This window comes from Thioalkalivibrio sp. ALJ24 (assembly GCF_000377785.1).
Taxonomy (GTDB): Bacteria; Pseudomonadota; Gammaproteobacteria; order Ectothiorhodospirales; family Ectothiorhodospiraceae; genus Thioalkalivibrio.
This window is the reverse complement of sequence record NZ_KB898725.1, coordinates 103,580-116,290: the sequence shown is the minus strand read 5'-3', so window position 1 is coordinate 116,290 and position 12,711 is coordinate 103,580. Positions and strand designations below refer to the sequence as shown.

At 65.7% G+C, this 12,711-nt stretch carries 12 protein-coding genes and 2 rRNA genes (1 of these 14 running past the window's edge); 7 read left to right on the top strand and 7 right to left on the bottom strand.

What is annotated here, in order from left to right; genetic code table 11:
* The 3 genes from D571_RS0102730 to D571_RS0102720 form a co-directional block, all read left to right on the top strand.
* Nucleotides 1-2,317: ribosomal RNA gene (locus tag D571_RS0102730) — 23S ribosomal RNA — on the top strand; it begins 562 nt to the left of the window's first position.
* A gap of 87 nt (nt 2,318-2,404) precedes the next feature.
* A 5S ribosomal RNA gene (gene rrf, locus D571_RS0102725) occupies nt 2,405-2,520 on the top strand.
* 75 nt (nt 2,521-2,595) lie between these two features.
* Nucleotides 2,596-2,802 (top strand): hypothetical protein, encoded by a 207-nt coding sequence (locus D571_RS0102720; RefSeq protein WP_026287530.1) that lies wholly within the window; start codon nt 2,596-2,598, stop codon nt 2,800-2,802.
* Nucleotides 2,803-2,836: 34 nt separating this feature from the next.
* On the opposite strand, the gene D571_RS0102715 is transcribed toward D571_RS0102720, so the two are convergent.
* From D571_RS0102715 to dapA, 3 genes are read right to left on the bottom strand one after another with little or no spacing between them, the layout of a single operon-like run.
* Nucleotides 2,837-3,598: an MBL fold metallo-hydrolase gene (locus tag D571_RS0102715; protein WP_018935146.1), complete on the bottom strand. Its 762-nt coding sequence runs from the start codon at nt 3,596-3,598 to the stop codon at nt 2,837-2,839.
* Between the two features lie 50 nt (nt 3,599-3,648).
* Nucleotides 3,649-4,815 carry an outer membrane protein assembly factor BamC gene (gene bamC / locus D571_RS0102710; RefSeq protein WP_018935145.1) on the bottom strand — a complete coding sequence of 389 codons (1,167 nt, stop codon included), beginning with the start codon at nt 4,813-4,815 and terminating at the stop codon, nt 3,649-3,651.
* A 7-nt stretch (nt 4,816-4,822) separates the two neighbouring features.
* Nucleotides 4,823-5,701, bottom strand: coding sequence for a 4-hydroxy-tetrahydrodipicolinate synthase (dapA, locus tag D571_RS0102705; protein WP_018935144.1), 879 nt, complete (start codon nt 5,699-5,701; stop codon nt 4,823-4,825).
* Between the two features lie 177 nt (nt 5,702-5,878).
* Between dapA and D571_RS0102700 the strand changes: the two genes are divergently transcribed.
* Genes D571_RS0102700 through D571_RS0102690 form a run of 3 tightly spaced genes read left to right on the top strand, consistent with a single transcriptional unit; the run spans nt 5,879 to nt 8,404 of the window.
* The gene (locus D571_RS0102700) at nt 5,879-6,433 is read left to right on the top strand and encodes a glycine cleavage system protein R (protein ID WP_018935143.1); all 555 of its coding nucleotides are present in this window, start codon (nt 5,879-5,881) and stop codon (nt 6,431-6,433) included.
* A gap of 32 nt (nt 6,434-6,465) precedes the next feature.
* Nucleotides 6,466-6,939, top strand: coding sequence for a peroxiredoxin (locus tag D571_RS0102695; protein ID WP_018935142.1), 474 nt, complete (start codon nt 6,466-6,468; stop codon nt 6,937-6,939).
* A 43-nt stretch (nt 6,940-6,982) separates the two neighbouring features.
* Nucleotides 6,983-8,404: a PhoH family protein gene (locus D571_RS0102690; protein ID WP_018935141.1), complete on the top strand. Its 1,422-nt coding sequence runs from the start codon at nt 6,983-6,985 to the stop codon at nt 8,402-8,404.
* A 24-nt stretch (nt 8,405-8,428) separates the two neighbouring features.
* On the opposite strand, the gene queD is transcribed toward D571_RS0102690, so the two are convergent.
* Genes queD through D571_RS0102670 form a run of 4 tightly spaced genes read right to left on the bottom strand, consistent with a single transcriptional unit; the run spans nt 8,429 to nt 12,006 of the window.
* A complete protein-coding gene (queD, locus tag D571_RS0102685) occupies nt 8,429-8,806 on the bottom strand; it encodes a 6-carboxytetrahydropterin synthase QueD (protein WP_018935140.1) in 378 nt (125 codons plus the stop codon).
* A 42-nt stretch (nt 8,807-8,848) separates the two neighbouring features.
* Nucleotides 8,849-10,759, bottom strand: a complete 1,911-nt coding sequence (gene dxs, locus D571_RS0102680) for a 1-deoxy-D-xylulose-5-phosphate synthase (protein WP_018935139.1) — start codon at nt 10,757-10,759, stop codon at nt 8,849-8,851.
* Between the two features lie 16 nt (nt 10,760-10,775).
* The gene (gene ispA, locus D571_RS0102675) at nt 10,776-11,720 is read right to left on the bottom strand and encodes a (2E,6E)-farnesyl diphosphate synthase (protein WP_051076149.1); all 945 of its coding nucleotides are present in this window, start codon (nt 11,718-11,720) and stop codon (nt 10,776-10,778) included.
* Nucleotides 11,704-12,006, bottom strand: coding sequence for an exodeoxyribonuclease VII small subunit (locus D571_RS0102670; protein ID WP_026287529.1), 303 nt, complete (start codon nt 12,004-12,006; stop codon nt 11,704-11,706). Before D571_RS0102670 ends, ispA begins: the two co-directional genes overlap by 17 nt.
* Before the next feature lie 198 nt (nt 12,007-12,204).
* On the opposite strand from D571_RS0102670, the gene D571_RS0102665 reads away from it, so the two are divergent.
* Nucleotides 12,205-12,624, top strand: coding sequence for a rubrerythrin family protein (locus D571_RS0102665; protein WP_018935136.1), 420 nt, complete (start codon nt 12,205-12,207; stop codon nt 12,622-12,624).
* The last annotated feature ends 87 nt before the right edge of the window (nt 12,625-12,711 follow it).

The window sequence follows — 12,711 nt, the reverse complement described above, 5'->3', positions numbered from 1 at the left end:
GGTCAGCGACTTACTTTCAGTGGCAAGGTTAACCGTACAGGGGAGCCATAGGGAAACCGAGTCTTAACAGGGCGACCAGTCGCTGGAAGTAGACCCGAAACCGGGCGATCTATCCATGGCCAGGGTGAAGGTGGGGTAACACCCACTGGAGGCCCGAACCCACTAATGTTGAAAAATTAGGGGATGAGCTGTGGATCGGAGTGAAAGGCTAATCAAGCTCGGAGATAGCTGGTTCTCCTCGAAAGCTATTTAGGTAGCGCCTCATGTATCACTTCCGGGGGTAGAGCACTGTTATGGCTAGGGGGCCATCCCGGCTTACCAAACCATTGCAAACTCCGAATACCGGAAAGTGCGAGCATGGGAGACACACGGCGGGTGCTAACGTCCGTCGTGGAAAGGGAAACAACCCAGACCGCCAGCTAAGGTCCCCAAATCATGGCTCAGTGGGAAACGATGTGGGAAGGCAGAGACAGCCAGGAGGTTGGCTTAGAAGCAGCCATCCTTTAAAGAAAGCGTAATAGCTCACTGGTCGAGTCGGCCTGCGCGGAAGATTTAACGGGGCTAAAGCCATGTACCGAAGCTGCGGACCTGCTTTGCAGGTGGTAGAGGAGCGTTCTGTAAGCCTGTGAAGGTGTGTCGAGAGGCATGCTGGAGGTATCAGAAGTGCGAATGCTGACATGAGTAACGATAAGATGGGTGAAAAACCCATCCGCCGAAAGCCCAAGGTTTCCTGCGCAACGTTAATCGGCGCAGGGTTAGTCGGCCCCTAAGGCGAGGCAGAAATGCGTAGTCGATGGGAAACAGGTTAATATTCCTGTACCTCGCGTTAATGCGATGGGGGGACGGAGAAGGCTAGGTGATCCGGCTGTTGGTGTCCGGTTCAAGCATGTAGGGAGCACTCCTAGGCAAATCCGGGAGTGCATATCCTGAGATGTGATGACGAGCTCCCAAGGGAGCGAAGTCACTGATGCCCTGCTTCCAGGAAAATCCTCTAAGCTTCAGTTGACGCGAGACCGTACCCCAAACCGACACAGGTGGGCAGGGTGAGAATCCCAAGGCGCTTGAGAGAACTCGGGTGAAGGAACTAGGCAAAATGGTACCGTAACTTCGGGAGAAGGTACGCCTCGGTTGGTGACGGGACTCGCTCCCCGAGCTGATCGAGGTCGCAGAGACCAGGCCGCTGCGACTGTTTACTAAAAACACAGCACTCTGCAAACTCGAAAGAGGACGTATAGGGTGTGACGCCTGCCCGGTGCCGGAAGGTTAATTGATGGGGTTAGCTTCGGCGAAGCCCTTGATCGAAGCCCCGGTAAACGGCGGCCGTAACTATAACGGTCCTAAGGTAGCGAAATTCCTTGTCGGGTAAGTTCCGACCTGCACGAATGGCGTAACGATGGCGGCGCTGTCTCCACCCGAGACTCAGTGAAATTGAAATCGCAGTGAAGATGCTGTGTACCCGCGGCTAGACGGAAAGACCCCGTGAACCTTTACTACAGCTTCACACTGAACTTTGAGCTTGTTTGTGTAGGATAGGTGGGAGGCTTTGAAGCCGGGACGCCAGTCTCGGTGGAGCCATCCTTGAAATACCACCCTTGCAAGTTTGGAGTTCTAACTCAGGCCCGTTATCCGGGTCGAGGACCGTGTGTGGTGGGTAGTTTGACTGGGGCGGTCTCCTCCCAAAGAGTAACGGAGGAGTGCGAAGGTACCCTCAGCGCGGTCGGAAATCGCGCGACGAGTGCAAAGGCATAAGGGTGCTTGACTGCGAGACAGACACGTCGAGCAGGTGCGAAAGCAGGTCTTAGTGATCCGGTGGTTCTGTATGGAAGGGCCATCGCTCAACGGATAAAAGGTACTCCGGGGATAACAGGCTGATACTGCCCAAGAGTCCATATCGACGGCAGTGTTTGGCACCTCGATGTCGGCTCATCACATCCTGGGGCTGAAGCAGGTCCCAAGGGTATGGCTGTTCGCCATTTAAAGTGGTACGCGAGCTGGGTTTAGAACGTCGTGAGACAGTTCGGTCCCTATCTGCCGTGGGCGTCGGAGATTTGACAGGATCTGTCCTTAGTACGAGAGGACCGGGATGGACGCACCTCTGGTGTTCCGGTTGTCACGCCAGTGGCATTGCCGGGTAGCTAAGTGCGGAAGGGATAACCGCTGAAAGCATCTAAGCGGGAAACCCACCTGAAGATGAGATCTCCCTGGACCCTCGAGGTCCCTGAAGGGCCGTTGAAGACGACAACGTTGATAGGCTGGGTGTGGAAGCGCGGTAACGCGTGAAGCTAACCAGTACTAATTGCCCGTGCGGCTTGACCATATAACACCCAAATGGTTGTTGGTCTCTTCTGACACATCACCTATATGCATTCCGAATTTGGACAGCATGAGCTGTCCAGCCAGTTTGCCTGGCGGCCATAGCGAGTAGGAACCACCCGATCCCATCCCGAACTCGGAAGTGAAACTGCTCTGCGCCGATGGTAGTTAGGGGCCTCCCCTTGTGAGAGTAGGTCACCGCCAGGCATTTACAGTGAAAGCCCGATTCCTCGTTCGAGGGGTCGGGCTTTTTTTATGGTCAGTGCCGAGGTGGGAGCAGCGATGTCGAACAAACGAATCGATGGAGGCCTGGTGATCGTGGGCCTGGTCCTTATCGGGGTAGGGTTGTATGCGCTGCTGGGGCAGCAGGTCCATTTTTCGCCGGTTGCGCCTCGCGAGGACGGGGGTTTCGGCGGCTGGATCGCGACCGTGATCGGTGTGATCATGATCCTCGGGGGGCTCTATTTCCTGAAGGAGTCGCGCAAGTGATGCGGCCCTGGGGGTCCGGGGAGCGGCGCTGCCGTCAGAGTGTTCGCCAGGGAAATCCCTGATCCTGGGTCGCGACCTCCATGTCTTCGGGTGTGGCACCTACGCCCCGCGCGAGGGCATCACGGGCGAGGTCGGGGGCGTTGTTGTCGGCTGAAAGGTGCATGCCGATGAGGGAGCGCAGGTGGTTGTTGGCTGCGCGGGCGAGCAGATCGCTTGCGGCATGGTTGGGCAGATGTCCCCAGCCCCCCCGGATCCGCTGCTTCAGGCGGTACGGATAGCGACCCGCCTCCAGCATTTCCGGATCATGGTTGCATTCCAGCAGAAGGCCGTCGGCGCGCGCAGCGATGGCCACCATGTGCGGGGTGACGTGTCCAGCGTCGGTCATCAGTGCCAGTTCCCGGTCTCCGTCGGAGAAGGTGAACTGTGTGGGTTCGCGCGAATCGTGCGGAACGGTGAAAGGGGTGACCTGGAGACCACGGATGGCGACGGGGGCGTCGCTGCTGACCTCCTGCAGGCGCGGGAATCGCGCATCGCGGGCGGCGTGCACGGTACCGTGAGAGGCGTAGACGGTGACGTCGTACCGGCGGGCGAAGGCCCCGGCCGCACCGAGGTGGTCGCCGTGTTCATGGGTGACCAGCAGGGCGTCCAGTCCGTCGGGAGTCAGCCCCGCCTGCGCGAGGCGGCGTTCGATTTCCTGCACGGAAAAGCCGCAGTCCACCATCACCCGAGTGTCGGCGGTCTCGACCACGAGGGCGTTGCCTCCGCTCCCGCTTCCCAGTGAACAGAATCGCAGCATCCTTTGACCCTTCGGGGGCGGGGCCGCCCGGCACTGCCGCCGGCCCGGGATTACCGGCGGAAGGCTTCCTCGATTCGTTCCAGGACGAAGCGGGCGTCGTCCTCGTCCAGCATCTCGCCGTCGAGATCGCGCACGCGTACGGTGGCGGCGCCGTCCTGCTCGGTGAGTTCCACGCGGTAACGGGTGTCGGCACGCTGATCGCCGCGCCCGAACATGCGACTGAAGAAGCCGTCGCGTTCTTCGCCGGTGGCATCCGGGCGATAGGTGACCTCGTGGATACCGCTTCTGCGGTCGCGATCGTCGATCAGCAGGCCGGCTCGATCGAGACGCGTACCGAGGTGACGCCAGACGCGCTCCCCGTCGGCATCGAAGCGTAGCGCCGGTTCCCCGTCTCGGTCCTCCAGGGTCGCCCCGGGGACTCGCTGCATCTCGGACTCTTCGGCGCGCTCGCCACCTTCGCCCGGTTCACCGGTCAGCAGGAACAGACGCAGACGGTTCAGCATCTCCGCTTCGAGTTCCGGGTCCGCAGGACGCGTGACCCAGACAAAGCGCTCGTCGCCCAGTGGTTCTTCCTCGGCCCCGCGATGGGTGATGTAGACCGCGGTAGAGCCGTCGTCTTCGCGCTCCACGCGCAGGCGGTACTTGTCACGGGTGCCGGTGTCGTAGAGGCCGCCGATGGTGCGCGCGAAGAAGCCGCGGGCCCCGCTGAACGGGATGCCGGCACGGTCTTCGGCCCATTCCGTCTCCATGATCCCGACGTCGGGCTCGTTGCGTTCCAGCGGGAGGTTCTGGCTGTCCCAGAATGCGGCGAGGCTGTTCCACAGGGCGTCGGGATCCTCGTCGACCGTCAGCCAGCGGGTGTCCCCGTCGCGCCACAGACGGACGTCGCTGTCCTCGGGCAGGACCCGGACGTCATCCGCGCGCGCGGTGGCGGGAGTGCCGGGTGCCGCGGCGGCTTCGGGTTGCTGCATCTCGCGGGCGCTGACGCGCTCGCCGGGGGCATCGGGGACGCGATGGCCGTCGCGGCTGTCCGGCGCACTCAGTTCGGGAGGGACTTCCAGGTCGGGAGCCTGACGCGATTCCTGGTAGACCGGGCCGCGGTCATCGGTACCGGCGCAGCCGGCCGTACCCACCGCCAGCGCCACGGCCAGCGGCAGTGCGGCGGCCAGTGCGGGGCGCGAGGCGTGACGGGCGGAGAGAGGTACAAGACGGGTCATGAACGATTCAAACCTCAATGCCGGCCTGACGCATGGCGTCCAGGACCGGCTCGTGAAACGGAGCCGACAGCGGGGTCAGCGGCAGGCGGATGCCTTCTTCCATCAGGCCCATCTGCTGCAGGGCCCACTTGACGGGGATGGGGTTGGCCTCCAGGAACAGTGCCGAGTGCAGACCATCAAGCTGGCGGTTGATCTCGCGCGCGCGCTCGGCATCGCCTTCGCGGACGGCGCGACACATATCGGACATCAAACGTGGCGCGACGTTCGCGGTCACCGAGATCACGCCGTGCCCGCCGGCCAGCATGAAGGCGAGGCCGTTGGCGTCTTCGCCGCTGTACAGGCCCATCCGGTTGCCCACGCGCTCCACCAGTTCGGCGGTGCGTTCGTTGCTGCCGCTGGCTTCCTTGATGCCGACGATGTTGGGGATCTGCGCGAGCCGTTCAACGGTCTCGGGTAGCAGGTCCACTGCGGTGCGCCCGGGCACGTTGTAGAGGATCTGGGGGATGTCCACCGCCTCGGCGATGGCCTTGTGGTGCAGGTACAGGCCTTCCTGGGTCGGCTTGTTGTAGTAGGGGGCGACCAGCAGGCAGGCGTCCGCTCCGGCATCCCGGGCACAGCGCGTCAGGGCGATGGCCTCGCGGGTGGAGTTCGCGCCGGTGCCGGCGATGACCGGCAGTCGGCCATCGATGCGTCGCACCACGTGCGCGATGGCCTCGCAGTGTTCGTCGAAATCCAGGGTGGCCGACTCGCCGGTGGTCCCCACCGCAACGATCGCATCGGTGCCGGCCTCGACGTGGAATTCCAGCAGCCGATCCAGCGCTGGCCAGTCCAGGCTGCCATCCGCGTGCATGGGGGTCGCGAGCGCGACCATGCTGCCTTGAAACATCGCCCCCTCCAGGACAAGTAATGGTGCAGTCTAACGGGGGACTGTCAGACCGTTCAAGAAAGCGGCGCGTTGGCCTGTACCGGGGGAGGTGGTATGTTCGCCGGACCATGATGCAAACGACGCGCAAGCACTGCTGGCCGGTCCCCGACGCGTGCGAGCGCCCGGATGGAGGCGTGCGTGGCTGAGGTGGTCGGGGCCGGCACTCACACCCATCTGGTGCTGAGCCTGATCGGCCCGGACGGCCCGGGCCTGGCGACCGCGGTCACCCAGCACGTGGCCGAGTCCGGCTGCAACCTGGAGGCCAGCCGCATGGTCGTGCTCGGCGGATACGCCTGCATGGCGGTGACCGTCAGCGGCAACTGGAAGACCCTGGCGACCCTGGAAGGCCGTCTCGAGCGGCTGGAACGCGAGACCGGCCTGGCGGTCACCGCACGCCGCGGGCCGCTGGAGGAGTCGGGCGAGGCCGCGATGGCCTACGCGGTGGACGTGATCGCACTGGACGGGCCGGGCCTGCTGCATGCTCTGGCGAACTTCTTTGCCTCGCGCGGCGTCAACCTGCGTGACGTGCAGAGCCGCGTCTACACCGCGCAGCAGACCGGGGCGCGCATGTTCGCCGCGAACATCGTCATCGATATCCCGGCCGCCCAGCATCTGGCGACGCTGCGCGGGGAATTCATGGATTTCTGCGACGAACTCAACCTCGACGGGGTGCTGGAGCCGATCAAGGCCTGAACACCGCCCCGTCCCCGACCGGAGACACGAGAATGACGGTAGCGATCGATCAGCCCGTACCCGCCGACATCCGCCTGCCGGCCACCGGCGATCAGGAGCTCGCGCTGGAGGATTATCGCGGGCGCATCGTGGTGCTGTATTTCTATCCCAAGGACGACACCCCGGGGTGCACCAACGAAAGTCGGGACTTCGCCGAACACCTGGCCGATTTCGAGGCGGCCGGGGCGGTGATCCTCGGCTGCTCGCGCGACAGCGTGAAAAGCCACGAAAATTTCCGCACCAAGCAGGAGCTGCCGTTCGACCTGCTCAGCGACGCCGACGAACGGCTGTGCGAGGCCTTCGACGTGATCGGCATGAAAAACATGTACGGCAAGCAGGTGCGCGGCATCGAACGCTCGACCTTTGTGATCGACGCTGACGGTGTACTGCGCCGGGAGTGGCGCAAGGTGAAGGTGCCCGGACACGTCGACGAGGTCCTGGCCGCGGTGCGCGAGCTCGCCGGCTGAGCCTCGGCCCGCGCCACCCTTTCATGCCCATGGTGGAGACCCGATGAGCGAAGACCGCGAGGAAGGCCGCCGCCTGTTCGTGCTGGACACCAACGTCCTGATGCACGATCCCACCGCACTGTTCCGGTTCAAGGAACACGACGTCTTCCTGCCGATGGTGGTGCTCGAGGAGCTCGACCGCGGCAAGAAGGGGGTCTCGGAGGTCGCGCGCAACGTGCGCCAGGTCAGCCGGTTCATCGACGAACTGATGACCGGGGCCACGCACGAGGCGATTGCCGCCGGCCTGTCCCTGACCGCCGCCTCGCTGGACGAGTCGGATCTCGGCGGGCACGGTCGGCTGTTCTTCCAGACCCGCAACCTCGATTCCAGCCTGCCCGCGTCGCTGCCGGGGTCCTCGGCGGACAACGACATCCTGAGTACGGCCCGAGCGCTGGAGGAAGAGCTTGCGGATGTCTCCGTGACCCTGGTGTCCAAGGACATCAACCTGCGGATCAAGGCCGCCATCATCGGCCTGCACGTGGAGGATTACCACAACGACCAGGTGCTGGATGACGTCACCCTGCTGTACTCGGGCATGCAGGAGCTGCCCGCGGATTTCTGGGAGACCCATGGCGCGGCGATGGAGTCCTGGCAGGAGGCCGGACGGACGTATTACCGGGTGAAGGGACCGCTGATCGAGGAGTGGCATCCCAACCAGTTCGTCTACCGCGAGGGTGACCAGCCCCTGAGTGCCATCGTGCTCGAGATCGACCGGCCGGCCGAAACCGCGGTGATCGAGCTGGTGGACGACTACGTGAACCCCCGGCACACGGTCTGGGGCATCAACGCCCGCAACCGAGAGCAGAACCTGGCGCTGAACCTGCTGATGGATCCGGAGGTCGATTTCGTCTCGCTGGTGGGGGCGGCGGGGACCGGCAAGACCCTGCTGACCCTCGCGGCCGGGCTCGCCCAGACCCTGGAGGACGGCACCTACAAGGAGATCATCATGACCCGGGTGACCGTGCCGGTGGGCGAGGACATCGGCTTTCTCCCGGGGACCGAGGAAGAGAAGATGACCCCCTGGATGGGCGCCCTGATGGACAACCTGGAGGTGCTCGGGGGCAACACCGAGGGGGCCGGCGAGTGGGGCAAGGCGGCCACCGGCGACATCCTCACCAGCCGCATCAAGATCCGTTCGCTGAACTTCATGCGCGGGCGCACCTTCCTCAGCCGCTTCATCATCCTGGACGAGGCGCAGAACCTGACCAGCAAGCAGATGAAGACGCTGATCACCCGCGCTGGGCCGGGCACCAAGATCGTCGCGCTGGGCAACATTGCGCAGATCGACACCCCGTATCTCACCGAGACCACCTCGGGGCTCACCTACGTGGTGGACCGCTTCCGCGACTGGACCCACAGCGGGCATGTCACGCTGACTCGCGGCGAGCGCTCAAGGCTGGCGGATTACGCCTCCAGTCACCTGTAGCGGTGAGGCTTCTCCCGGCCCGGTTTACTCGGCGTAGCGCACGCAGGCGCGGTCGGTTTCCCACAGGGTCAGGGCGCTGACCCGCAGCCCGGGGCGATCGAGGCGCGTGGCCAGCTCGCGGAAGAACCACTGCGCGATGTTCTCGGCGGTGGGGTTCACCGTGTCGAACGGGGGCACGTCGTTGAGGTAGCGGTGATCCAGCTGCCCGGCGATCTCGCGCGCGGCGTTCTTGACCACCTTGAAGTCCACCGCCATCCCGGTGTCGTCCAGGCTCTCGGCTTCGACCTCGGCCTCCACCTTCCAGTTATGGCCGTGCATGTTGGCGCACTGCCCCGGATAGTCGCGCAGGGTGTGCGCGGAGGCGAAGTCGGTCAGGACGCGCAGGGTGTAGCGGGCACTCATGTTCGGATTCCGGAAGCGTTCGGCCGGCAGGCCGGATGGCTGTCAGCTTCCGAAGCCTAGCCGGCTGCCCGCGGGGGTGCAATTCTCCCGCCCGGCCGCGTGGCGAATCGCCGCCAGCACGCCGGCGGTGTCCAGGCCGCACTCGGCCAGGATGGTCTCGCGCGCGCCATGCTCGGTGAAGACATCGGGGATCCCCAGCACCTCGCAGGGGATGTCCGCGCCTTCGGCGGAAAGCCATTCGAGCACCGCGCTGCCGGCGCCGCCGGCGCGCGCATGATCTTCCAGCGTCACCAGGCGGTCGTGCTCCGCCACCAGGCGGCCGAGGCATTCGCTGTCCAGCGGCTTGACGAAGCGCATGTTGACCACCGTCGCGTTCAGCGCCTCGCCGGCCTCCAGGGCGGTCTCCAGCAGGGCGCCGAAGGACAGGATGGCGATACGTTCGCCGTGCGCGTCGCGCCCGCCCTCGCGGCGGATCTCGGCCCGACCCACCGGCAGGGTTTCGAGGTCGGCGCCCGGGAGGGTGCCCGGGCCCTGGCCGCGCGGGTAGCGCACTGCGGCGGGGCCGTCCCAGGTGAAGCCGGTCGCCAGCATCCGGCGGCATTCGGTCTCGTCCGCCGGGGCCATCAGCAGTATGCCGGGGACGCTGCGCAGCAACGCGATGTCGAAGGTGCCGGCATGGGTGGGGCCGTCCGCCCCGACGATGCCGGCCCGGTCGATGGCGAACAGCACCGGCAGGTTCTGCAGGGCGACGTCATGGATGACCTGATCCATCGCCCGCTGCAGGAAGGTCGAATAGATCGCGACCACGGGTTTCTGGCCCTCGCACGCCATGCCCCCGGCCAGCGTGACCGCATGCTGCTCGGCGATGCCGACGTCGAAGTAGCGCTGCGGGTACTGTTCGGAGAACGCGACCAGGCCCGAGCCCTCGCGCATCGCCGGTGTGATCGCCAGCAGGCGCTCATCCGCCGCCGCCTGATCGCACAGCCACTGGCTGAAGATGTCGGTGTAGGTGGGCGCCTTCGGCGCGGACGGCTTCAGACCGTCTTCCGGCTCGAACTTGGAGACCCCGTGATAGCGGCAGGGGTCTTCCTCGGCGGGGGCATAGCCCTGCCCCTTGCGCGTGACCACGTGCAGCAGCTGCGGACCGTGGCTGCCGCGCAGGTTCTTGAGGATCCCGGCCAGGCCGCTCACGTCATGGCCGTCCACCGGCCCGAAATAGCGAAAGCCCAGCTCCTCGAACAGCGTGCCGGGGACCAGCATCCCCTTCATGTGCTCCTCGGCGCGCTGGGCGAAGGCCTTCATCGGCGGGACGAACTCCAGCATGCGCTTGGAGCCCTCGCGCACCGAGCTGTACAGACGTCCGGACAGCAGCCGGGTGAAGTACTGGTTCATCGCGCCCACGTTGGGCGAGATGGACATGTCGTTGTCGTTGAGGATCACCAGCAGGTCGCAGTCCAGCTCGCCGACATGGTTGAGGGCCTCGAACGCCATGCCGGCGGTCATCGCGCCATCGCCGATCACCGCCACGTGGCGCCGGTCGAGCCCCGCGTGGCGGGCGGCCAGGGCCATGCCGGCCGCCGCGCTGATGGAGGTGCTGGAATGCCCGGCGCCGAAGGCGTCGTATTCGCTCTCCGCGCGCTTGGGGAAACCGGCCAGCCCGCCGTGCTGGCGCAGGGTCGCCATGGCATCGCGCCGACCGGTGAGGATCTTGTGCGCATAGGCCTGATGGCCGACGTCCCAGACGATGCGGTCGTCCGGGGTGTCGAAGGCGTAGTGCAGCGCGATCGCCAGTTCCACCGTGCCGAGGTTGGCGGCCAGATGGCCGCCGGTGCGCGAGACGCTGTCGATCAGGAACGCTCGCAGCTCGCCGGCCAGTTGCGGGAGGTCGGAGGCCGCCCGGGCGCGCAGGTCGGATGGCCACTCGATGGCATCCAGAAGGGGCGTGGCTTGCATGGAGGGCGACACCGGCTCAGTGAATACGGTCAACGATGTAGCGCGCGAGGTGGCGAAGCAAATCGGCCTCCGCGCCCAAGGGTTGCAGGGCCTCCAGGGCCTGATCGACCAGCGCCACGGCGCGCTCGCGCGAGGGCTCCAGGCCCATCAGCGCGGGGAAGGTGGATTTCTCCAGCCGCGCGTCGGCCCCGCAGGCCTTGCCCAGGGTCTCCGGGTCGCCTTCGACGTCGAGGATGTCGTCGCGGATCTGGAAGGCCAGACCGATGCACCCGGCGTAGTCGGTCAGGCGGGCGAGCAGGGCCTCGTCCGCGCCGCCGGCCAGCCCGCCCAGACGCACCGAGGCGCGGATCAGCGCCCCGGTCTTCAGGCGGTGCATGTGCTCCAGCGCCTCCAGTCCGAGCTGGTGGCCGCTCGCGCCCAGATCGATCGCCTGGCCACCGGCCATGCCGTGCAGGCCCGAGGCCAGGGCCAGCTCCTGCAGCATCGCCGGGGCACGGGGGGCGGGCAGCGCGGAGGCGCCGGTCGACAGGGTGACGAAGGCCTGCGCCTGCAGCGCGTCGCCGGCCAGGATCGCCGTCGCCTCGTCAAAGGCGCGGTGACAGGTCGGGCGTCCGCGGCGCAGCTCGTCGTCGTCCATCGCCGGCAGGTCATCGTGGATCAGCGAGTAGACGTGGATCATCTCCACCGCGGCCGCGGCGGCGTCCAGGGCCGTACCGGGCGCGTCCAGCGCCTCGCCGGTCGCGTAGACCAGCAGCGGGCGCAGGCGCTTCCCGCCGGAGAGCGTGGCGTAGCGCATCGCTTCGATCAGGCGCGCATCGGGGGCGGCGGCCGGGTCGAGTGCGCGGTCCAGCACCGCCTCGATGCGTTCCTGATACGCGGCGATGGCCTGTTCGGGCGGGATCGCGGTATTCACGGCAGGCGTTCGGGGAGCTGGCGGAGAGGCGTCAGAACGGGGCGGCATCGTCGTCGCCGGGAACGTTGCCGGTCCCGGCGCGGTCCGTTTCCCCGGAGGTCGGTGCGGTGGCTTCCGACGTGCCGGCGGTCAGGGACTCCATGCGCCGCTGGGCTTCGTCCAGCGCTTTCTGACAGCGGTCCACCAGCTGCATGCCCTGCTGGAACTCCTCCAGCGACTGTTCCAGCCCCAGTTCGCCCGATTCCATGCGGGCGACCAGGGTCTCCAGGGCCTCCAGGCTGGCCTCGAAGTCAGCGGGGGTAGCCGGGGTGTTGTCGGGCGTTTCGTCGGGCATGGTGGCGGTCGGCTGGGAAAACCGCCAAAGTACCGGATCCGCCCGCGCGTGAAAAGGCAGCGGATGCCCGCCCGGCCCGGTTGACAGGGTCGGGAGCAGGGCATACATTTGCGATACGGTTTAGACAGAGTCTAAAAAACCGGCGAGACACCTCGAGTGTTTCGCAGTGCAGAACCCACCCAGAGAAGGAGAGACACCATGGATCTGAAAGGCAGCAAGACCGAAGAAGCCCTGAAGGAAGCCTTTGCCGGCGAATCGATGGCCAATCGCCGTTACCTGTACTTCGCTTCCAAGGCCGACGTCGAAGGCTACAACGACGTGGCCACCGTGTTCCGCTCCACCGCGGAAGGTGAAACCGGCCATGCCCACGGTCACCTCGAGTACCTCGAAGACTGCGGCGATCCGGCCACCGGCCTGGAGTTCGGTTCCACCGAATCCAACCTGAAGACCGCGGTTGCCGGCGAGACCCACGAGTACACCGACATGTACCCGGGCATGGCCAAGACCGCCCGTGACGAAGGCTTCGACGAAGTCGCCGACTGGTTCGAAACCCTGGCCAAGGCGGAGCGTTCCCACGCCAACCGCTTCCAGAAGGCGCTGGACCAGCTGGACGACTGATCACGGTCATTCCGTGGTACCCCGCGGGGCCGGCCCGGCCGGCCTCGCTCCGGGGAACACGGAAGCGCCCGTTTTCCGGGCGGTTCC

What these genes read in the sequence shown, in the direction of transcription:
- dxs (WP_018935139.1), bottom strand. Translation starts at nt 10,759, where the DNA reads ATGCAAGCCACGCCCCTTCTGGATGCCATCGAGTGGCCATCCGACCTG.
- queD (WP_018935140.1), bottom strand. Translation starts at nt 8,806, where the DNA reads ATGAGTGCCCGCTACACCCTGCGCGTCCTGACCGACTTCGCCTCCGCG.
- D571_RS0102715 (WP_018935146.1), bottom strand. Translation starts at nt 3,598, where the DNA reads ATGCTGCGATTCTGTTCACTGGGAAGCGGGAGCGGAGGCAACGCCCTC.
- D571_RS0102665 (WP_018935136.1), top strand. Translation starts at nt 12,205, where the DNA reads ATGGATCTGAAAGGCAGCAAGACCGAAGAAGCCCTGAAGGAAGCCTTT.
- bamC (WP_018935145.1), bottom strand. Translation starts at nt 4,815, where the DNA reads ATGACCCGTCTTGTACCTCTCTCCGCCCGTCACGCCTCGCGCCCCGCA.
- ispA (WP_051076149.1), bottom strand. Translation starts at nt 11,720, where the DNA reads ATGCCGCCCCGTTCTGACGCCTCTCCGCCAGCTCCCCGAACGCCTGCC.
- D571_RS0102690 (WP_018935141.1), top strand. Translation starts at nt 6,983, where the DNA reads ATGAGCGAAGACCGCGAGGAAGGCCGCCGCCTGTTCGTGCTGGACACC.
- dapA (WP_018935144.1), bottom strand. Translation starts at nt 5,701, where the DNA reads ATGTTTCAAGGCAGCATGGTCGCGCTCGCGACCCCCATGCACGCGGAT.
- D571_RS0102720 (WP_026287530.1), top strand. Translation starts at nt 2,596, where the DNA reads ATGTCGAACAAACGAATCGATGGAGGCCTGGTGATCGTGGGCCTGGTC.
- D571_RS0102670 (WP_026287529.1), bottom strand. Translation starts at nt 12,006, where the DNA reads ATGCCCGACGAAACGCCCGACAACACCCCGGCTACCCCCGCTGACTTC.
- D571_RS0102695 (WP_018935142.1), top strand. Translation starts at nt 6,466, where the DNA reads ATGACGGTAGCGATCGATCAGCCCGTACCCGCCGACATCCGCCTGCCG.